At 59.0% G+C, this 21,351-nt stretch carries 16 protein-coding genes; 10 read left to right on the top strand and 6 right to left on the bottom strand.

The genetic code is table 11. The features are described from left to right. The first annotated feature begins 39 nt into the window (after positions 1 to 39). Positions 40 to 1,086 carry an HNH endonuclease gene (locus tag DFR29_RS03065; protein ID WP_243745942.1) on the top strand — a complete coding sequence of 349 codons (1,047 nt, stop codon included), beginning with the start codon at positions 40 to 42 and terminating at the stop codon, positions 1,084 to 1,086. 341 nt (positions 1,087 to 1,427) lie between these two features. Here DFR29_RS03065 and DFR29_RS30445 read toward each other — a convergent pair whose 3' ends face one another. The 3 genes from DFR29_RS30445 to DFR29_RS03050 all read right to left on the bottom strand — a co-directional run bounded on the left by DFR29_RS30445 (position 1,428) and on the right by DFR29_RS03050 (position 5,312). Further along, complete coding sequence (locus DFR29_RS30445; RefSeq protein WP_133817104.1) at positions 1,428 to 1,865, bottom strand: transposase family protein; 438 nt, start codon at positions 1,863 to 1,865, stop codon at positions 1,428 to 1,430. A 140-nt stretch (positions 1,866 to 2,005) separates the two neighbouring features. Beyond that, positions 2,006 to 2,578 carry a hypothetical protein gene (locus DFR29_RS03055; RefSeq protein WP_133817103.1) on the bottom strand — a complete coding sequence of 191 codons (573 nt, stop codon included), beginning with the start codon at positions 2,576 to 2,578 and terminating at the stop codon, positions 2,006 to 2,008. 697 nt (positions 2,579 to 3,275) lie between these two features. Further along, a complete protein-coding gene (locus DFR29_RS03050) occupies positions 3,276 to 5,312 on the bottom strand; it encodes an ATP-binding protein (protein WP_133817102.1) in 2,037 nt (678 codons plus the stop codon). Positions 5,313 to 6,219: 907 nt separating this feature from the next. On the opposite strand from DFR29_RS03050, the gene DFR29_RS03045 reads away from it, so the two are divergent. From DFR29_RS03045 to DFR29_RS03015, 6 genes are all read left to right on the top strand, one after another. Next, on the top strand, positions 6,220 to 7,212 hold the full coding sequence (locus tag DFR29_RS03045; RefSeq protein ID WP_133817101.1) for an AAA family ATPase: 993 nt from the start codon (positions 6,220 to 6,222) through the stop codon (positions 7,210 to 7,212). A gap of 29 nt (positions 7,213 to 7,241) precedes the next feature. Next, complete coding sequence (locus DFR29_RS03040) at positions 7,242 to 9,752, top strand: S8 family peptidase (protein WP_133817100.1); 2,511 nt, start codon at positions 7,242 to 7,244, stop codon at positions 9,750 to 9,752. Positions 9,753 to 11,325: 1,573 nt separating this feature from the next. Beyond that, positions 11,326 to 11,883 (top strand): RNA polymerase sigma factor, encoded by a 558-nt coding sequence (locus DFR29_RS03030; RefSeq protein ID WP_133817098.1) that lies wholly within the window; start codon positions 11,326 to 11,328, stop codon positions 11,881 to 11,883. Then, positions 11,880 to 12,260, top strand: a complete 381-nt coding sequence (locus tag DFR29_RS03025) for a DUF6768 family protein (RefSeq protein ID WP_133817097.1) — start codon at positions 11,880 to 11,882, stop codon at positions 12,258 to 12,260. Before DFR29_RS03030 ends, DFR29_RS03025 begins: the two co-directional genes overlap by 4 nt. Before the next feature lie 468 nt (positions 12,261 to 12,728). Then, on the top strand, positions 12,729 to 14,015 hold the full coding sequence (gene nhaA, locus DFR29_RS03020; protein ID WP_425598821.1) for a Na+/H+ antiporter NhaA: 1,287 nt from the start codon (positions 12,729 to 12,731) through the stop codon (positions 14,013 to 14,015). Positions 14,016 to 14,078: 63 nt separating this feature from the next. Further along, a complete protein-coding gene (locus DFR29_RS03015; RefSeq protein WP_133817095.1) occupies positions 14,079 to 14,435 on the top strand; it encodes a hypothetical protein in 357 nt (118 codons plus the stop codon). Positions 14,436 to 14,502: 67 nt separating this feature from the next. Here DFR29_RS03015 and DFR29_RS03010 read toward each other — a convergent pair whose 3' ends face one another. Then, entirely contained in the window at positions 14,503 to 16,647 is a 2,145-nt protein-coding gene (locus DFR29_RS03010; protein ID WP_279571513.1) for a prolyl oligopeptidase family serine peptidase, read from the bottom strand. 81 nt (positions 16,648 to 16,728) lie between these two features. Between DFR29_RS03010 and DFR29_RS03005 the strand changes: the two genes are divergently transcribed. The 3 genes from DFR29_RS03005 to DFR29_RS02995 all read left to right on the top strand — a co-directional run bounded on the left by DFR29_RS03005 (position 16,729) and on the right by DFR29_RS02995 (position 19,248). Beyond that, positions 16,729 to 17,403: a TetR/AcrR family transcriptional regulator gene (locus DFR29_RS03005; protein ID WP_133817093.1), complete on the top strand. Its 675-nt coding sequence runs from the start codon at positions 16,729 to 16,731 to the stop codon at positions 17,401 to 17,403. After that, complete coding sequence (locus DFR29_RS03000) at positions 17,400 to 18,821, top strand: cytochrome P450 (protein WP_133817092.1); 1,422 nt, start codon at positions 17,400 to 17,402, stop codon at positions 18,819 to 18,821. The genes DFR29_RS03005 and DFR29_RS03000 overlap by 4 nt, the downstream gene beginning before the upstream one ends. Positions 18,822 to 19,020: 199 nt before the next feature. Continuing rightward, a complete protein-coding gene (locus DFR29_RS02995; RefSeq protein ID WP_208113495.1) occupies positions 19,021 to 19,248 on the top strand; it encodes a hypothetical protein in 228 nt (75 codons plus the stop codon). A 518-nt stretch (positions 19,249 to 19,766) separates the two neighbouring features. On the opposite strand, the gene DFR29_RS02990 is transcribed toward DFR29_RS02995, so the two are convergent. Next, complete coding sequence (locus tag DFR29_RS02990; protein ID WP_133817091.1) at positions 19,767 to 20,276, bottom strand: hypothetical protein; 510 nt, start codon at positions 20,274 to 20,276, stop codon at positions 19,767 to 19,769. 173 nt (positions 20,277 to 20,449) lie between these two features. Next, positions 20,450 to 21,316 carry a hypothetical protein gene (locus tag DFR29_RS02985; RefSeq protein WP_133817090.1) on the bottom strand — a complete coding sequence of 289 codons (867 nt, stop codon included), beginning with the start codon at positions 21,314 to 21,316 and terminating at the stop codon, positions 20,450 to 20,452. Positions 21,317 to 21,351 lie beyond the last annotated feature (35 nt).

The raw sequence follows: 21,351 nt of genomic DNA, 5'->3' as shown, positions 1-21,351 counted from the left end.
CTGTTTCCGTACACCTATATACCGCACGAGATGGAGAAGATGCAGACCTTCATCGACTTCATCTTCTACGCGGTGTGGTGCCAGGCCCCGTTAAAGCGTCCCTACCGCCTAGAGCTGTTCACCTCAAATCCTGAGCTTTTTGAAGTAATGACGGCGTTTCATTACGACGACAGCAAAGGGGCTGAGTTTTTCGCAGGACATGTGGAACGTATCTACGGCCTCTTCGCGCCGTTGAGTGCTTGCCAGGTCGAGCAGCTTCGTCTCTGGTATCGGGCGAATAACGATGTGGAACGGGTATGCGCCAACGACCATGCCATGTCACTGCAGCGATACGCTGACTTTCCCACAGAGCTCAAAGACCTGCGTGACCAGCTGGCGTCATTCTTCAAAGGGCTTTATTCGCATGTAGACGTTGCCGCTCTAAGAAAAAAGTGCGGCGACATCGACGATCACTACCAGACCTTTGTGCAGACCAACAAGTCAGGGAAGTGCCCGTTCTGCGGCATCAATGATTTGTTTGGCGAGTATCACAGCAAGCGCGAGGCCTACGACCACTACCTGCCCAAGGCACTGTACCCATTCAATTCCATCAACTTCCGCAACCTTGTCCCAGCCTGTCATCACTGCAACAGCAGCTACAAAACCAGCAAGGATCCAGCCTACGCACTCAAAGATCCAGCGAGGGCGGTTCATCGCCGCCCCGTCTTCTACCCCTACAAGACGACGCCGCATTCCATTGAGCTGCAAATAGGCCTGCAGCATTCAGACATTGCCAAGCTGACCCCGGCGGACATCACCCTGCAATTTGGCCCTGCGGCTATCGCGCAGGAAATTGACACGTGGAAGGATGTGTACGGCATAGAAGAACGCTACAAATCGAAGCTTTGTACTGAAAGTGATGGCAAAGCTTGGCTCACGCAGGTACTGGATGAATGGAAAGAGCTCGGGAAAGATCCTCAAGACTTTCTCCAGACGTTGGCGTTCAACACCGGAAAACGCCCATTCACCGACTGCAATTTCCTTAAGCGGCCTTTTCTCGACGCCTGCCGAAGGAAAGGGATATTCAACGAGGAGCGCTCTGCATGAGTGCGCAGCCCCACACCAGCCTTCCGGTGCAGAGCGCACATACATTGCTGTTTTTCCCACTGGGCAGCGAGCCGGAGTTGGTGTCATAGCAAGGCGGAAGTCTGTGCGGAATGCCCCCTTGGCCGCACAGACTTCTGGCTTGCGGAGAGGTGTGTCGCGACTAACGCTTTGATAAATATGGACTTGCCGTCGTCGCGACTGCCGGTTTTCCGTGGGGAGGTTTGTTTGTGGACCGCTGGAGCTATATCCACCTGGCCGGGATGCCCATCGGCCATGTACTCGATCGTGGAACGGTCGATGTCGCTGACGATGGTCGTGTACGAATGACCTTTACGAAAGGCCTATTCATCGACGCCGATCCGGCGTAGCGAGAGCGGATCTTTGCGCGCATGACCTCGCCGGACCGCTCGCTGCATCACTCCAAAAGCCGCATCCCAGGGCAAGTGCAGAAGCCTACAGGCACCCCTGACCGTGGCGCACTGCTGCAGTACGCCGATGATCCAGCGCCCCATCAATTGCGTGAATCGTGAGCGCGGTTCAGCCCATGGCACGGTGATCTGCAGAACACCGTGCTCCGGACAGTGAACCCGTGGCATCCGGGCCTTCAGGATCGTCTGCAGCTGGCAGGTATCCAGGTGCCGCCAGGATCGCTCCGGCCCATGGTCATGCAGAACCAGCCCTTTCCCGCAGCGCGGACAGGGCCATGGACACCCCTGTGGATGATCGACCTGCACCTCCACCCGCTGGCTCTCTAGATCCAGCTTTACGTCCGTCACCATCCAGGGGGCCGGTAGGCCAAGTATCTACCGGTACAGCTCTACGTCGCGCATTGCGAGGACTCCCTCGTCAGAGGCCTACCATCGCCTACCTTTCTCTGCCCACTGAAATCCCGGAAGGACCTGGATTTTAGGTGGCACGGCTACTCTGGCGGCGGACGCAATTCCGGTAGATGCAGGCCAACCTTGGCGCCCCCGGCCGCTTGGTCCGCCTCGAGCGAGGCAGTGACCTCAGCCGCTGGCAGCGGGCCTGAACGTGCGAGCAAAGTTTTCGCAAGTCGGTCGACCATTGCCCAAACCTCGGGCTTCAACATCACGGCGGCGACGCGCTCCGCGAAACCAATGAATGCACCCGTTCCCCAAACTTTCCGCACCGTGAGAACGTCGCCGTGAGCGCCCCTGAAGGCTGCCTCATTATCGAAAGCTCTTCCGACTTTATCGGCGAGTAGCATCTCGGCAGCGTATCCGGCTGCTGCGATCACTGCGCGCTGCTTACGCTGTTCGAACTCATCGACTACCCATCCTTCTGCCTGTCTGTGAGCCAGCAGCGCGGGGTCCTGGTGAAGCGGGGTCTCGGCATTTCCTTTCTCTGTCAGCGTCCCATCGATATGGATGGGGCCGTCAATGACAAAGATGCCGGAAAGAAATGCCATCACCGCATGCCCAGCTTCGTGATAGGCGGTCGTTTCTCGGTCAACGGGTAAAGCGCAGGTCATCGGGTGATTCTGCCGGGTGGTAAGCGGTAAGCGACGGCACGCGAAAGCACGCATCGACAAACTGCCCAGAAGCGTTCGATCGGGAACGGTCGCTCTGCCCCGCAAGCAGTCTGCTGGTACGTGGTTGACGAACAGCGGTACACGCTGCGGAGCCGCCTTTCCGGTCAGGACCAGCGATGCGGTCAGGGCGGGCAAACGTGCCGGTCAATCGTGACCAGCGCCCGCATTCGGCCCATGGCCGAGCCCGTAGTGTTGTATCGTTTTGCAAGAATACGCCATAACACATGAAGCAGCTATAGTCAGATCCGAGTTGACTAGAGATAGTAGACATCCTCTGCAACGCCCGTCCGCCGTATGCGAGCCAATGCGCGGCAGTACTGACAGGTATTTGCGGCCATGCTTGTTGAAGCCGCATGGCGTCGCCACAGGCGCAGACCCAAGCTGCGTCGGATGCGCAGGAAGTTGTCGAGTTTGACGTCTGGAATGACGGTGCCGACGCACCACTGCTATCGTCGCACCTAGGAACAGCGGGGAACGTGTTTCCCTCAGCAATAGGGGCGCATAACGCGTGGCTCGGCTGAAGCATTTGCATCTAGCGTAAGACTTGGATCTGCGGCGCTAGGCGTGCTGCTGCAGCCTAGAGCAATGCGGTGCGTAGCATGCTCACCACACCATTTCCGTTCGACGGCAACGTTCGTTAGCCGGCCGTCTCCTGGTCGTCCAGATTGGCACTGGCACCCGTTGCTAGCTCTGCTAGGTCGCGCGGGATGTACTTTGAGTGGGCGCGCCTTAAATAGCCCAACTCGCTGTCAGAATCCGCTTGGTAGTCGAGTTGCTGACTGAAGAAATTCAATCGGGCGCGTGCGTCGTTTAGGATTTCGGACCAAGTCTTAGCCCAGACTGTGATACTTGAATCGTCCGACTGGAATACGATCCCCTCCGGGCGGTCCTTCTGCTTTGTTTTCTTGCGAGCAAACTCGTCCATCTCGTTGGAAACGACCATGAACGTCCATTTTGTCTTCTTCTGGTGGAAACGGGCGTCAGCTGCAACAGCAAACGCGTAGCTCTCGATCTGCCCGAGCACCTCGGAGTTGATCTTCTGGCTGGGGCGCTTCAACTCGACGATTAGATACTCGTGTACACCCTCAGTAGGCTGGATCGATCGCGCCAGCATCAGGTCGATACGACCACCCCTATTGCCTTCACGAAGCACTGGATCGGTATCTACCTCTTCGTCCTCTCGTTTACCGAGCTTGTCCAGGTAAATGGCCAGCGCGGCTTCCAGTGTCTTCTCCGACCCGGCGAGGTTGAAATCCTCCTTAAAGATCCAGGACTCGACTTCCAGTGCTTTGTGAAGATGGTCCCTCTCCAAAAGCTTCCGCTTGCTTTCCTTGTTAAACAGCAGGTCGTTGAGGGATTCGACGAAGTTCAATCGATCGGCCACGATTCGGGCGGACGTAATAATCTTTGACAGCGTCGTCTTCTGCAGTAATGTCGCAAGGTCGTCCTGTTCGTCCCTCTTGAGGTTGAGGACTTCTTCCATGATGGTGCGGACGGAGTCGGGGTTCTCCCGAATCGCTTGCGCAAGCAGGCGGAACGTGAACCTCCTTGACTTGGAAGGAGCTTCATCGAACGCAGGAAGATGGTCCTCGACGTTGAGAGCCAGGATGTCGAAGACTTGGCGTTCGATCTGCTCAGATGCGTGGACTTCCGGTTTGTCCTCGTAGGGGTAAATCTTCTCGTCCTTCCACCGCTGGATCGTGTCGCTCCGGTGTTGGAGGATGCGGCGACGGAAGTGCTCGCGAACCTTGCCTTTGACAGCGCCTAGTATGTCGGCAACGTCTTGACTGAGTTCGGGTAGGACAAGCGAGCCCGTTGTGTCGAGATCGCGGAAGTGATCGCTCTTCACATAAATCGTGAAGTTGTAGCCAGGTGCTTTAATCTGCGATGCAACGGGAACTTCGTGGAGAGATACGCCCGCTTTGTCGCACAATTCGAACATGCGATCTGTGGGCACGGACCATTCAATGATGGTGACGGCCACCGGAATGCGCTTTCCGCTCTGGAGCTCGATGTCCCCAAGGTGGATGTCCTCCTTGTGGCTCTGAACAGATGCAGGATCAATCTTGACGCCGTCGTAGTACAGCGTCAGCCCAGGCGACTCGGTGAGGTACGCCGCAAACTGCTTGGTGATCTCCAAAGAAGCTTTGTTGTTGGTGAGTGATGGGAGGCTGGCTTCAAGGTTCTCAATGACAACCTCAGTTCCGAGGCTCCCAGTTTCGGCATCCGTCGGAGGCGAGGCGCGGAAGCCGGTCAGTTGGCTGGCGCGACCCGTGATGGTGTAGGACTTGAACGACTTGCCATCCAGGTACGTCGTGCGCCACTCCACACTCTCACCTAAGGAGAAGGCACGGAAACGTCCCTTGCCCTTTTTGCCGTGCAAGGTGCGTCCTTTGTAACGGTGCGACTTCGCTTTCCAGGAATCACCCAAGCCCCCGAAGAGCGCATCTCGCTGGCTGTAGTCAATGCCATCGCCGTCGTCCGAAACCCGGATGGCGTGAAGCCCTTGAAGTTCATTGGGCTCCAGGACGACTTTGACGTGCTGGGCACCTGCATCGAAGCCGTTCCAGATCAATTCGGAGACGGCCGTGATCGGGCTGACGCTGGTAGTCAGCGACTTCAAGAAGTCCTGTTTGGCCTCGACGTTGATATCCGTGGATTGATTGTCGGCCATACTCTGGAAAGCCCCCTTGATGGTTCGCTGTGCTCGCCAGGACGGTCCGGTTGAGTCTACGGAAGAAAAAGCCCATGGGCACTAAATGTGCCAAGGATACTGGGCGGCGGACAATCGGGCTACGCCGCGCAATGCGGACCCTGCCCCCGAGACATCTCAAGGCCTGCGACGCTGGTCTGGTTTATCGCAAACATTGACTTCGGCGCATATGCAACGTGACGCGGTTGCCCAGGCCTGCGAGCACGCTCGCGGCGCGCACGCCACTACCGCGGTAAAGGCTGGAGCGCGGAAAGGCGCAGATCTCGACGTAAGCACCACCAACTACGATCAGTTCGGTCGTCACAGCGGATCGATCCTCACTATGCATTGGCCGCCGCTCAGCGTCTTCACCGTCGCGGAGTAAGTGAAGCTGGAGTTCAAGCAGTTGATCAGCTGAGCGACCCTGGTGGCGGAGCAGATTTGGTGGCGCGTCGGCGTCGGGTGCGCAGCGCTCCGAGACCGTTATCGGGATTGAGCGGAAGTCGGGCGGGTGGCCGCACTGGGCATGTCGTTCTCTCCCAGGTCCTCCAAGGCGCGGGTCGCGCACTGAAGGTGCGCCAGTGCTTGGCGCACCGGAGAGTCGCTTTCGCCCTGGGCGTGGACCCGCGCCACATGAGCTAAGCAGTAGTTCAACACAGACGTCGGAGCACCGAGTTCCTCCCGCTCGTAGCGCGAAAAACAGGATCGATCCACCCCCAGTTGCGCAGCGAACTTCGCTTGCGACAACGCGCCTCGTGCGGCTATCAACAGCTCGCGTTGGGATTTTGGGAAGACAAAAGCCATGTGCTATTATTGCACCAACAGTGCTATAATTGCACATACCAGATTCGTGCTCGCAACTCCCCTACCATTCGCCAAGGAGACATCCATGGCCCGCGCAGACCAACTCAAAGCCTTGTTGCGCGCCTACGCCGGTGAAGAGGACGCACAGTTCTTTTCTATCGCGCTGCAGATGGCGGCCGATGAGGCGATGCGTGGGCATACCCGGCTTGCAGGCGAACTGCGCGCATTGGTCGACGCGGCCAAGGAGCGGCAATTCAGCCAGCGAGCCGCACGACCTATTCCTCTGGCGCAACCAAAGGGCGATTTGGCGGATCTGCTCACGGTGCAGTATCCGCGTCATCACCTATCTGAGATGGTGTTGCCCCTTGAGGTGCTGTCGAAAATCGAGCGGGTTCTCAACGAACAGCGACAGCACGAACGCCTGAGCGGGCATGGCCTTTCGCCGCGTCGAAAACTGTTGCTCATCGGTCCACCGGGCACAGGAAAGACGCTTACGGCGAGCGTCATCGCCACCGAACTTCGCCTGCCGCTATTCGTGGCGCGATTCGACAGTCTCATCACAAAATTCATGGGTGAAAGCGCATCGAAGCTTCGTCTTGTGTTCGACGCGATCAGAACCACGCGGGGGGTCTACTTATTCGACGAATTCGATTCGCTGGGTTTGCAGCGCGGTAGTCAACACGATGTGGCGGAAATGCGCCGCACGCTGAATATGTTCCTGCAGCTTATCGAGCAGGACACCTCGGAGAGCTTGATTATCGCCGCCACCAACCACGGTGAGTCGTTGGACAGCGCTTTGTGGCGTCGCTTCGACGACGTTGTCCGCTATCGGATACCGGACGAAGTGCAAATCGAATACCTGTTGAAAAATCGCCTGGCCTTGCTCGCCTCGCCACTCTTGGACTATGGCCCGCTGTCGTCTGCGGCAGTGGGGCTGTCCCATTCTGATATTGTTCGCGCCTGCCAAGACGCCATGAAGGACGCGGTGCTGGAACACCGGGACAATGTTACGCAAAGCAGCATAATGCAACATTTGGCCGAACGTTCTGCTAGCCTACGGCCTGTCAATCCCAGCTAAGGATGGGCCGCAATTGGCCCGTATAGGCCATGGCGGAGTTCGATCATCTTAGCGTCGTCGGTTACACGGAATCGAAGGCGTTCAAATCGATGCATTCGGTCATCCGCGGAGCGCCTCCCGCGCGAGACCGAATCTCCCACGGCCAGCGACTGCTGCAACAGTTGTCGATCATGTCGCAGCAGGCCGAGGAACTCGCGCAGTACCGTGATGCCCTGCAATTGCCGCAGCAGGGCATGGCGATTGCTCTGGAAATATCCCCAAAGGGATTTCTTGACTACAAGCAACTGGAATGGCGTCGAGACGGTATTGAGGTGCTCAATGTTACCGAGGGCACTGACGCGGACCTCGTCGTTCTCTTCGTTCCTGATGGGGCCATCGGTGCGCTGGAAAAGCGCATCGCAGAATATCTACAAGAAGACACAAAGCGGGGCGATCCGAAGAATGCAGCGCTAGTCAATGTCATCCAGAGCATTCGTCGTGCAGCCTTTGTCGAGCTCTGGACTGACAGCGCGCCGTTGCCGGCGGCGCAAACACACCAGTGGTTTCAATTGTGGCTGCGTCAGCTTCCCGAAGGCCCAGCGGCGACCTACGCCCACTTTGTGGGATCAGCGCAGCGCTTCGAGATCCACGTAGAGGAAGGCTTCGTCCGATTTCCGGGCCGCGTGGTGGTCGCGGCGTACGCGTCGCGCGCGGCGGTCGAACAGGCGATCGAATTGCTCGATTGCCTTGCCGAAATTCGCAGCGTCGCACCGACGGCCGATTTCTTCCTATCGAACCTGACGCCGGCGGAGCAGGCCGATTGGGTTGGCAATCTGCGCGCCCGCACCACGTATTCCCAGGGCGATGATCTCTCGTATGTCACGTTGCTGGACACCGGCGTAAATCACGGTCATCCGCTGATCGCCCCCGCCCTGGACGGCGTCGACATGCACGCAGTCCATCCCACGTGGAGTCACGTTGACCAGCAGGGTCATGGCACCCAGATGGCGGGTCTGATACTTCATGGCAACTTGGTCGATCCGTTGGCATCGACGTTGGCCTATGCGGTGGGCCATCGCTTGGAATCTGTGAAGCTTCTTCCGGATGCCGGTCAGACGCCCGTACACCTTTATGGATGGGTGACACAACTCGCCGCGGAACGGGTCGAACAACCGCACGCGGATCGCCGGCGAGTATTCGCCATGATGAGTACCAGCATCGGCCAGACCACGGGAACCCCATCGGAATGGTCGGCCACCGTCGATCATCTTGCGTTCGGTGCTGTTGAAGAAGACAAAGAGTCGAACGAGGCGCAGAGCACACCGAGATTGTTCGTGCTGTCCGCAGGGAATGTCGCTTGGCCGCAATGGACCGGCTACCCTAACGTCAACATCACGACTTCGATCGAGAATCCGGCACAGGCGTGGAACGCGCTTACCGTCGGAGCGTGTACGTTCCTCGATGGGTTCGACAACGCGAAATACGCGTCATTCAAAGCCATTGCCCCGGTGGGTGCCCTGGCGCCGGCATCATCCACATCACTGATGTGGCGCCCGCAGTGGCCGTACAAACCCGACGTGGTGGCGGAGGGCGGCAACGGGTGCCTGGACGGCGGCGTCCATGTGATCGTCGGCCCTGAAGCCATACGCCTCCTCACCACCTCTCACAACATGACCACGGCTCTGTTGACGGAGGCGGGTGACACCAGCGCTGCGACCGCGGAAGTGTCACGGCTGTGCGCCACGATCGCGACGCGGTATCCGGGCTATTGGCCAGAGACTGTGCGAGCGTTGGTGGTCCACGGAGCGCGATACACGCGGACCATGCGCGCTTCTTTGCCGATCGTTCCTCTCATGCAGCACAAGATAAATCTCTTACGCCAGTACGGCTTCGGAGCGATCGATTGGACCAGCTCGTTGGATTCCTTTGCGCGACGACCCACGCTCGTATTGCAAGAGAAGATCAAGCCGTATCGTCTGGAGAAGGGTGACATCAAGCTCAACCACATCAACTTGCATGCGTTCCCCTGGCCGGCTGCGGAATTGCAGTCGTTGGGTGAAACGGCAGTCGCTCTTCGGGTGACCTTGTCATACTTTGTGGAACCCAACCCCGGTCAACGGGGTTGGCAGAGCCGATTCCGATACCAATCTCATGGCCTGCGTTTTGCGGTTAAAGGGGCTACCGAATCGGTCGACCGCTTCAATCAGCGAATCAACAAAATCGACCGTCTGAATGCCGCTATTGGCGCTGATGTGGAGTCGATGAGCGACCCTGACAGCGCAGGCTGGTTCCTTGGCACGAGGCTACGATCGCGTGGAAGCATTCACTCCGATGTGTGGATGGGAACGGCTGCGCAGCTGGCAGAGAAGTCTCAGATCGCCGTATACCCCGTCGGTGGCTGGTGGAAGGATTGGAAGGGAGCCGGGCTGCACTCGAAATCCGTTCGTTATGCACTCATCGTCACGCTTGACGTGCTGCAGGACCTGCAGGTGGACCTCTACACTCCGATACAGACGCAGATCGGCATTCCCGTCGAAGTGCTTGTCCCTGAGCAATCCTGAGGAGTGCTTTTCGGGAGATAGGTCCGATTTGAGTCTTCACTGAAACCACAGCCGCGGCCCCACAGGTGGTTAGGATGTGGTTTTTTGCGCACGGCCCCCTAATGTCAGACTGGAACCTGACGACGGCCTTCGCTATGAATCGCCCAGACTTCCGTAGACAGCCGTCAGCCGTTTAGTGCGTACCGCTTTTCGAACTCTATCGACGACAGGTCGCCATTGGAACCGTGCCGACGTTCCGGGTTGTAGAACAGCCCTCGCTCGCGAACCGACGACGGCCTCTCTTGGCTACTGTAACGTTCGGAGTTGCTGATGCAATCTTTGGCCGAACGACACCGGAGGACCGCAAGGTGGATCAACAGGATCGAGAGGCGTTGCTGGCTGGCACGTTCGAGATGTCGCTCGCTGACTGCGAGTTGCGCCAACACGGAGTAGCGGATCCCAAGATCTACTCGGGACCCGCCCTCTTATCTCAGGAAAGTGATAAGTCGCTTGGCCGTCGCCCCCTTCCTCTGAAAACGGAGGCGACTATCGATCGCTGGAAGGAACGCAGGGAACGCGGCAGGTGCAGCAACTGCAGTGGCGATACACCATCCCCCGGCAACGACCCTTTATCTCCACGCGACAAGGAACGATGACATCCGGCAATATGCTTGGGGTACCTCGTTCGGCCACGAGGGGAATGGTCTTGGGAGAGCTGTGAATCTTCAGCGAGACTCGGCGCGAGAATTTCGTGACGCATTGCTCGTGAATGAACGGTGGTTCACAGCCGCCGAGGTCGCTGTGCGGCTGGGCGAATGTGGCGAAGTGCAAGAGAGCATCGAACAGCGCCGACTTGAACGGACTCTTTTTGCAGTCAGACTAGGCACCGAGTTCCTTTATCCAGCATTCCAGTTCACGTCTGCCCCAGGAGGAGTCCATCCGGCAATGTCGGATCTATTGGCTTCGTTGCCTGACGAAGAACATGGATGGGCAGCCGCGTTCTGGTGCTTTTCACCAACGCTGAAACTTGACGGAGCGAAACCGGCTGATTTTTTGCAGTCCAAACCAGGGGCGGTCATTGCTGCAGCGCGAAAAGACTTCGGGGGGCGATGCTGATTGGTGATGCATGCAGGCATCTTCAACGCGTCTCGCACGATCTCAATTCTCGTTGTTAGTGCGACTCGACCAAGTTTCCTGCGTCTCGGTAATTTATACGAAGGCTTCGTACAATGGACATGACCGTATCGTGGGTCCACCGAAAGACGTGAGCTCGAGCTTCAGAACGCCTTGAATACTTCAGGCGCACACCCGAGTGCCAGCCGCCCCAACTGGGGTTGCTGTCTAGCCTCTTGCTTTGCCATGGCAGCCGCGTGTGGTCCCGCGGCGTTTGCCTTAACCGGAGCGGCGTGCTGACGTATACGCCGCGCAAGGCATTCGATACGGCAAACACCTCGGCCCCCCGTTCCGTTGCGTTATCCGCGTTGTGCCTGGGCAGACGTGCGCCGATTGCAACGTCCAGTCAATCGGGTCACCGAATGAACCGATAGCCCCTCGGACGCGCACCTGTATCCCGCAATCCAGAGGACAGCGTGACATGAAACGGGACAGCGAGCGTATCTACGACGAGTTTCTGGTGGCCGCCGCAATTACCGGCGACCGACAGGCGCTCGTGCGGCTGGTGACGCGCTGGCAACCCCGGTTACTGCGTCATGCTTGGCGGGTACTCGGTAATGCCGATGGCGCCAAGGACATGGTGCAGGAAGCCTGGATGGAGATCCTCAAGGGCCTAGCTCGGCTCGACGACCTGGCGGCATTTCCCGCGTGGGCGTACCGCATTGTCACTCGTCGGTGCCAACGTACTTTCCTCGCGCGGGGCCGCGTCTGGCGGGCGCCCGAGACTGGCGAGTTCGAGCCGAACCTTGAAGCCCCCGAACATGCTTCCGGAGAGTTTGCCGCCGACTTGAACATAGTGCTGAAAGCCATCGGGCGACTGCCGGCAACACAACGTGCAGCGATGGCGCTGTTTTATCTCGAAGATCTTAGCGTGGCGGAGATTGCCATCGCCACCGACGTTCCACCTGGGACGGTCAAGACCCGGCTTATGCATGCGCGGCGCAAAGTCCGTGCAATATTGGAAGGAGAAGATTCATGAGCAAGTTTGACGATCTCATTGGCCAAGCGCTGACGGAAGAAGATCGCGCGTTGTTGGCCAGCCACGCCGAGCCAGGCTATCTGTCCCAGGCGATGGGCCTGTTTCGCGGCCCGATGTCATGGGTCATGTGGTTGGTCAATGTCGCAAACGGTGTTTCCTTCCTCGTCGGTGTCTATGCGTTGTGGCAGATGGTGAACGCGACGGACGCGCTGCTGGCCGTGAAATGGGGTATTGGTGCGCTGTTTCTGTTTCAGATCACAACGCTGTGCAAGACGTTCATGGGCAATCGCATGGAGGCCAATCGAATGTTGCGAGAGATTAAGCGTGTCGAGTTGCAACTATCACTCCTGCGCGCCGATGCTGGCGCCTCCGAGTAAAAAGCGGAGCACCGTATCGGCGCCGGACAGTCGCTGCCGATACGGTCAACGCTAGCCACGGACAGGCTGAAGAACTTCGGACGGCGGGAGGGCCGATTCGGGCTTCAATGTACCTTTCTCTCGCTTTACGAGGCTGCTGTCTCGTCGAGCGTGCCTTTCGCTTTGCGCAGTTTGCAATACCGAAACAGGTCATCAGCAATGGCGTGGCGATCTGGAGTCTGCCCCTCGGAAAGACCGCTTCGGAAACGAAGCAGGGCGCATTGAGCTGGCGCAGGTCGATTTCGGCCGGTGTTGGCGTTGTGCGGTGGCCGCACGGTAAGATCCCGGCGGGGTGTCACCGCAGAGTGCGGAAGGCAGGTTGATGCGATGGTCGGGCCGCCACGCCGGAGTGTCGTGCCCGTGAATCAGCCCCGCCGTGCCAGCGTTAAGCCCCGTGCGCATGAAGTTGCCGAGCGGGCCTTCTCGGCCATCGAACGGATCCTGCACATCGAAGCAATGAGCGGCATCGTGCTGCTCGCGGCGGCGGCGGTAGCCCTGGTCTGGGCAAACTCACCCTTCGCTGAAAGTTACCACCATCTGTGGCACACCGAGCTATCGGTGAAGCTTGGTAGTGTCGAGTTCTCCCGGCCGTTGCACTTCTGGATCAATGACGGGTTGATGACGATTTTTTTCCTCGTCGTTGGCATGGAGATTCGACGCGAAATACACGAGGGCGCGCTGAGTACGTGGCGAGCCGCCTCGCTGCCCATTGTCGCCGCGCTGGGCGGTGTATGCGTGCCGGCACTGATGTATCTGGCGTTCAATCACGACGCGCAGCAAAGTCGCGGCTGGGCGATTCCCACCGCAACGGATATCGCGTTTGCCCTGGGTGTTCTGGCGCTGCTGGGACGCTCGATCCCCAGCAATGTCCGGGTCTTTCTCCTCGCGCTCGCCATCATCGACGACATCGTCGCAGTGCTGATCATCGCGCTCTTCTACTCCGGGGGGATCGACGTCAGTGGCCTCGCCATTGCGGCCGTTGCCATTGCGATGGTGTTTTCGCTTCAAGCGATTGGCGTCAACTCTGCCGCGGCCTATGCAATTCCTAGCATGCTCCTTTGGATCGGAATGCTTAGCTCGGGTGCGCATCCCACGCTCGCCGGCGTCATCCTTGGGTTGCTGACGCCTGCGACGAGCCGACACTCTCGCCAGCGCACTCTTGACGATGCATCGAGTGCGCTGACAGCGCTTTCGCGTGAGGATCAGCGGGAGAATCCGGACGCGAGTCTCGCAAAGTCCGTAAAACGATTGAGAGACCTCCCGCGCGACATCCTTTCGCCGGGAACACGCATGCAGATCGCCCTTCATCCCTGGGTTGCATTTGTGATCATGCCGCTTTTTGCCCTAGCGAATGCCGGCGTGACCCTTAGGGGAATCGATTTCGCGCAGCCCGCAGCCCAGGCCGTCGCGTTCGGCGTTTGCTTGGCACTCGTTCTCGGAAAGCCACTCGGCGTGGTCGCCGCGAGCTGGCTGGCTGTGCGCAGTGGACTGTGTGTGCTGCCGGCTCAGGTGAGTTGGCCAGGCATCTGGCTGGTCGGTCTCCTCGCCGGGATCGGATTCACGATGTCGATATTTATCGCCATGCTTGCCTTTCGGGATGAAGGCTTGGTCAGTGCAGCAAAGGTTGGCGTATTGGTGGCTTCCATTCTCGCTGCCTCGCTCGGCTTAGCCTGGGGCAGGATTTCTTCTCGCCGCCGACCCACGGCCGCCTCGTAACTGAGGGACGTGAATGCGTCCGTCGCACTGAAGGCACCCCAGTGACGGCGTCATAGGAAGTCCATGCCGGTATATCATTTACAAATGTACCTTCAGCACGCGAGCGGCGAAACGGAGCGGTGGAGAGTGCGCTTTGTTGACGGCAAGGCGCATTGCAAAAGCGATCACGGCCTCACTCCCGAGGAAATCAGGGAGGTCTTCTTTCTCGGTCCGGTTTCCGTACCAACAGCGGTCGTCGTTGATCGATTACTTCCCGACTCAGATACGGCTATGAACGGTGAAATCCTGGATTGCTCGGATCGTTGCTTGATCGAAGCCTACTTTCGCGCCGGCAGAAGTTCACTGCAGATCCGACGGCGAGCGACCGAGTTCGCTGATCACATCTACGAAGTGCTATCGAGCCAGGGAGCACCGCGCTGATGAGATGCGTTTCATAGCGCGCGCGTTCGTGAAGCCTGAGCGTCCGCTATCGGCCAGAAGCAGACATTCACTCGGTGCCGTCCCCCAGCAGGACAAAACGGAAGAATGCGCCGATCGTCGCCTTGGTTTGCAAAACCTTTGATTGTTCTCCCGAAGTAATCTGATGACCGCCTGAAAAGTCGATGTTCATCAGTACCGGCTTGCCGGAAGTACTCGATGCCCGCAATCGAGCTGCTGTCTTGGCTGACATCCAAAAGGGAGTACGCGCGTCATTCCAGCCGTGTGTCAGCAAGACTGCCGGATAGGCAACGCCCTGCTGGACGTGCAGATAGGTGTCCATGTCAAAAATCCATCGCGCTTGATCGGGGTCGTCGACACTCCCGAACTCCGCCACATTGGGCGCGCCGTTTTGGTGGGTTTCGGCCCGCATGGGGTTGAGCGCGCCGGAGGCCAAATGCACACCGGCAAACAGATCCGGTCGCTCCGTCATCGCGCGCCCCACGAGGATGCCGCCCGCACTTGCGCCTTCGGCGAGTAGCCGGTCGGCGCGCGTGTACCCGTGTCCGATTAACCACTCGGCGCAGCCAATGAAGTCTTCCCAGCTCAGGTGTTTGGTCATTTTCATCGCCGCACGGTGCCATGTGTCGCCGAGTTCGCCGCCACCTCGTGCGTGGCACACGGCGTAGCCGATGCCGTCGCGATACAGACGCATCAGGTTTTCATTCAGCACGGGACGCATGTTGATGCCATAGGCGGCGTATCCCGTCAGCACGAACGGAAGGGGCTTCGCACGGGCCCGGGCGCTCGGGTACACAATGGAAAGCGGAATGCGTGCGCCATCCGAGCTTGGAATATCGATTTCCTCCGCTGAGAGCGCGATGCCATCCGCTGGCACGGTGGCGATGGGGAACTCCGACACGAGGCTGTCCTGGACCGACCAATACCGTGAACGCGAAGTCCAACTCCGCTCGCGCAATAGCACACCTTGCAAGCGCTGGTCACCGGCGACGAGGTCGAATTGACCCGCAAACGGCAGGGTGATGGTCGTCGGCGCTTCTTCATCGATGGTGTAGCGAAGCAGCCGCTGGCGCATACCCGCTTGCACTTGCACGTAGAGGCCATCCGCTGCAGGCACCAAACCAAGCACGACCCAATCCGGGTCCGCGTAATGCACGAGCGGCTTTTGCGAATGTGCAAGGTCGATACTGTGGAGCGCGCCCTTGCCGGCAAAATGAGTTAGATAAAGGCGGCCGCGGAAGACAACGATCGGTGCGCTGCCTGTCGCTCTGGGTGCGCCATACCCCGCGTCGGGACGCACTACACGGCGCCACGGAATCCGTGCCTGATCCAGGCTATCCAGAGGCGCCACGAACAATCCGAACTCTTGTGCCACACCCGACGCATGACGGCCTAAGGCGAGACCTGCTTGCGCGTGAATTTCGACTTCAGGGAAGTCGGCTAACGGTATGTCGGCGGTCGCGGGCATGGCGCTGCCAAACAGTAGACGATCGGTATGCCAATGCGTCCCGACGGTATGAGCGTAAACCTGTTGTCCTGTATACAACGCACGTCCCGTTGATCGCCCATCGGTGTCTTTGAGCCTCGCGTACGCGAAACGGTGGCTGTCGGGCCACCAGCTGATTGCGCTGAACCGCACACCTGCGATAGGGCCGTCCACGAGACGGCGGGTTTTCAGGTCGAGCACGTACAGCGCGCTGTTCTCGCTGCCGCTCTTCGCCATGGCGATCGCAACGTGTCGCCCGTCGGGCGCGGGCACGAAAAACGAAATCGTCTGCACGTCACCCTTGGCGGCCGGCGCCGGGGCAAAGGCCTGCGCCACGGTGCCGTCGGGCGCCTTGGTGTAGAGAGCGTCGACCGGGTCGCGCCCCATGCGAGCGAGGAACACGGCTGTACCGCCCGGCAGCCGCCGCAAGCGGCCGGCTTCGATCGCCACTTCGGGTGCGGGTGCATCAGCGGATTCATGCATCGATCCCGGCGTTACAGACGCAAGAACGCTACGGGTGAAATCGTTTTGCGCATGCGCCCACGCCACGAGCGCAGGATCGTTCAGCCGCTCCATCCAGCGATAGGGGTCGAAGATCGGCCGGCCATGAACCCAATCCACGACGTTTCCTGTCGGCGCGGTTGGCGGCTCTGCCCGAGCGGCGACGGCCAGTGCGGTACTCAGCAACAGTGTTATCGCAAGCGACATGCACGACCTGTACAGCGAGGGAGCTTGCAACAATATACTTGAACGACGTATAGTTTTGAACGTCGTCCTTTTACGTGAATCATGGCAATCCCCACCGCCCCGGAACCCGGTCGTCGCGCGCGCAAGCGCGAGCAAACCGCAAGCCACCTTTCGGCCGTGGCGTTTCGTCTGTTCGAAACGCATGGCTTCGACGCTGTCGCCATGGAGCAGATTGCCGCCGAAGCCGATGTCGCCAAAGGCACGCTTTACAACTACTTCCCGGTGAAGGAAGCCCTGTTGGCGCATCGATTTCGCGAGGACATTGCGGCAGGGATGGCTGAACGCGTCGGCGCGTTGAAAGCGCACAAGACATTCGAGGCACGCATGCGCTATCTGCTGCGAGAATCGGCGGCTTGGCACGCACAGCGAAAAGACTATCTACCGCACTATCTGCGCTACTTAACCGGCCAGGTGCACCACGCCGGCCAAGTCGCCGATGCCACGCGGCAAGTCAGCGGAACCTGGCAGGTTCTTACTGCGCTGTTCCGCGCCGCCCAAGACACCGGTGAAGTCAGCAAGACGCAGAGCGCCGAACAAATTGCCCTGAGCTTCCAATACCTGCTGTTTGCGGCGATTTCGGCGTGGCTGATCGACCCGAGGCGGGATCTTTCCAAGCGATTCCTGGCAGCTTTCGATTTGGCCATGCACGGCGTGGCGCAACCGTCTAAAGCACGCGCGGCCACCACCCGATCCAAGCCAAAAGAAATCACGACATGAACACGCCACTGTTAGCCGAGACCAAACCATTGGCGACCGGGCCCTTCGGGTTGCCGCTGCTTTCCTTCATCCAGCGCGACCCCTTAGGTGCTGCGAGTCACTTTCAACGCGAGTTGGGTGACGTGGCCAATCTGAGGATCCTGTTTCGCCGCGTCTGTTATCTGTTCAACCCGGAAGCGGCACGCGAGCTATTGGTGGATCATGCCGATGATCTCTGCAAAGAGAAGCGCTTGCTGAAGATGTTTCAGACCTTTCAGGGTAGCAACGTGCTCACCACCGAAGGCGCGGTCTGGGAACGTCAACGCCGAATCGTCACGCCCGGGTTCTCGGCCAAGCGACTGCTCGGCTACATGGAGTTGATGAGCGCTGCGATCGATGCCTGCATCGCCGCCGAACTTCCTTCTGTTGAAGGGGACACGGCAGAAATCGACGTCGATGCCTTGACCACCCGCATCACCATGGATGTCATCCTGCGCACGCTTTTTTCCCACGTCACTACGCGAGAGGAAGCCGCCGACACGTCGGTAGCGATTCGTGCCCTGAGCAAGCAAAGCATGCGCGAAGCGTATTGGCCTTTTGTGGCGCGTCGATGGTTGCCTTTTCCCGGGCGAGCGGAAAAACAAAAACACCTGAGCAAGATCGACACGCTCATCGATCGGCATATCAACGCGCGGCTCAACGCTGAGCAACCTCACGAGCTCAAGCAAGACATCCTGGACATGTTACTTGCCGCTCGCGACGACCAGGCGAGTTCCGGCAACGCAACACTCACGTCGCAGGAAGTACGCGCCAACTGCCATGTTCTGTTCGGAGCCGGATTCGACACGGCGGCATCGGCACTGACGTGGTGGATCGGCCTGATGGCCATGCATCCCGAGGTGGTGTCGCGGCTACGCATGGAACTTGAAACCGCCGGCAGCGATTCCACAATAGAAACTATCGCTCGCCTGCCTTTTTTGAATGCCACATTGAAAGAGACGATGCGACTTTATCCGCCATCCACCGCGCTGATTACTCGCGTTGCCCAACGCAACCTGCAGGTCGCCGGCATTTTGATTCCCAAGCGAACCCTGGTCGCCATACCGATCTGGCATCTGCACCATGACTCGCGCTGGTTTCCGGAGCCAATGGTGTTTCGTCCCGAGCGATTCTTGCCCGGCGCGCCCGGCTTCCCTCGTGGGGCCTATATGCCCTTCGGAGCCGGACCGCACGTTTGTCTGGGCCAACACTTTGCGTCGATAGAGATGGCACTGATTGCCGCCCGCTTGATTGCAGAATTCGACTTCGAGTTCGCGGACGGCCAATCATTGCCGCAGCCCTATGTGGATCTGGTGCTGAAGCCGAAGACGCGAATTCGTGTCCGTTTCCAAAGGAGGCGAGCGTCCCCAACGCTGCAAGCGCGTACCCGTCCTCGCTAGGCGCGCAAAGACCGCCGGGGAAATTTCCCACCACTGCCGTGGCCGCCCGTCTCAAGCCGATGCCACGCTCTGCGCTATATTTGCGACCGCTTTGGGTCGAAACCCGAGCAGGATCAGGGCGCATTCGCGTCGATGGCGCAGCGCATCGGCCGGCCGTGCGGCCCGATCGGCCAGCGTGGCCGCTTGCTCGAGCCCCTCGGTGACCATAGCGCTATACAACGAGTTCAACCACAGGGATCGCGACGAGGACAAGCTAGCTGACCTCTGCCTGCCGCTAACTGGCGATGGCATCATTGACATCGCCTTCCGCGGCAACCCTCAGCGACGGGTGAACGCGCTCGCGGCTTTGAGTGAAGGGCACATCCGCTGTCTAGGCCTCGCGATCCTACTGGCGAAAGCGGAGGCTGTTGGCGCGCCGAATGCTTGAGCTGGCGATAGCGCACGAGCCTCGCCGTTGGCAAACTGACGCTGCCGTAGTGGAGCGCGAGGTCGATGGACTCGATGCCAGCGCTGACGGAGTCCTTCTTTGAAATGCCTTCAACGGACACGACCTTGAGGTCGGAGGACGCTTCGAGAAGCTCCACGCAAAGGCGGGACGCGCGCGAATAATGAAACTGGTTGCGATCTCAACTGGGGCCGACGTCAAGAATATCACTCTGCCGTGACATTTAACTCGCATGTCCTGATTTCCCCGTCACAATGACGCCGCCCAACCAAGATCCAGTAAACCCCGCCGGGGTTCCCAACGAATCTGACAGACGTACGTGCACCTAGCCGCCACGCCTTAACTTACCTATACACCGCGAAGTTGGCCCAACGATATAGGCGCCATCGCCAAGCGACTCAACTAGTGGCACGACCGGTAGATTTGCATTCGCACGGCCTGCCACTATGCTGTGCTACAGCGTTACGCGTTTTGCACGGAAAACGGGCCGCGCGAAAATATTACTCAAGCGGGCGCTCGAAAACCTCCTCTCTTCCGTCTCTATTCACTGCCGCGAGAAGGTGCTCTACCTCGTCCCGTTCGCCCCTTATTATGATCAGTGAATCTCCGGGATTTGTTTTCTGGCTGCGCAATGCGGTTATGGCTTCCTGATGCGACTTTCGGCTCCAGTAGGTGCCTTCTGCAGCACGGAACCACCAGTCTTCGACGAGCTCGCCAGGAGAAAGTGGAAGCTCATCGAGATTGTCGGCGGCCTGCAGCGCGACTGTCATCACGCGAAGCCAAGCGCCGACGAGTTCGCTCTCGTCGTGGTGCGCCGTCGGCAAGAGCTGATCGCCAACGAAGTCCATAGAGAAAAAACGCATCCGTAATTCTACAACTTCGGGTTCGCGCAAAATTACCGTTAAACTGCAGGGCGGCGTTCCAGCGAGTACATTCGCGGGGTTCGTGGCACCAGTGCGGACCTCTACGTCGCCGTCTTGCAGACTTAGGGTCATGTAGGAAACGAGCATGGCAAGACCCTCCTATACATAAGCCGCGTGCGCGTAGTGTTGCGCGTTGGCTCGAGCAGTCAACGACTCCGTTGCAATCCAGGTAGCGGAGTAAGTCTGCCCGTATGCCGACGCTGAGCAACAACAGAAGTTTGTGTCGGCCGGCTCGAATTGCACCCGTGAAAAATATCGCGCTATCGCGCCAGGGGCTGCCATATCGAGAGGCGCTCAATGTCGGGAAGTCGTTTGCTGACACGGTGCTTTGCGGAAATCAGGTTGAGTCGAGCGCTAATGGAGGTGGCCCGGTCCTCGTCATCAGTTACCACTGCCGTCACCAAATCGCGCATTAGCTCTTCAACAACCTGGAAAGGCAGCGCAGTTCCGAGTGGCGAGGCATAGGCCAGCAGTTTGAACTGAGCGGTCGCTGCCATTGCATGGTCAGAAACGAAGTTCCATGTTCGATGATCGAAGACCACGGCACGAACTTGGTCTCTTAGGCCTCGTACCAGTAGGTGGCCGCAGTATTTCCAGAGTTCCTCTGCTGCCGCACAGCGATATGTGCATCCGCTGAGCATCAGTAATGTCCTCGCAAGAAGAGCCGCCACCTTCATTGCCACGATCGGAGCCCCCAGTCGCCTCGCCACACGCAATGCCAGGACGGTTAGCGAGACCTCGTCCAGACCAGGAGGGATTGTGGTGGGGCGACTCTGCAGAAAGTGCTCAAGAACAACATCAACGCTTACGGCCGACCTCGCCAGGTCGCACACTTCGTAGAGCCTGTATTCGCAGCTTCGATCCGGCACTTCGGGATCGAGAAATTCCCAGACTGATGCGCGCCAAACCTTGCCGGACTCCGGGAACTCCGCTGTCAACTCGTTCCGAAGCATCTCGCCTAGCCGGCCCTCTCCCCGTAGGTAGGCCTCGCGTTGCTCACGTCGAATGCCTAGCCACGGATCGCGCAACTTGATCTTGCGAGTTGAGCGTTGCTGTGCGAGCTCAGACGAGGCCGCCACGGAGTGGAAGAACGCTATGCGCTTGGCTCGGATAAGCGCGTTGATCACGACAGTGCAGAAGCCTGTAGGTTTTTCCGATAACC

This window comes from Tahibacter aquaticus (assembly GCF_004363655.1).
Classification (GTDB): Bacteria; Pseudomonadota; Gammaproteobacteria; order Xanthomonadales; family Rhodanobacteraceae; genus Tahibacter; species Tahibacter aquaticus.
Note: the sequence above shows the minus strand (reverse complement) of the source record. Positions and strands in the feature narration are given on the sequence as shown.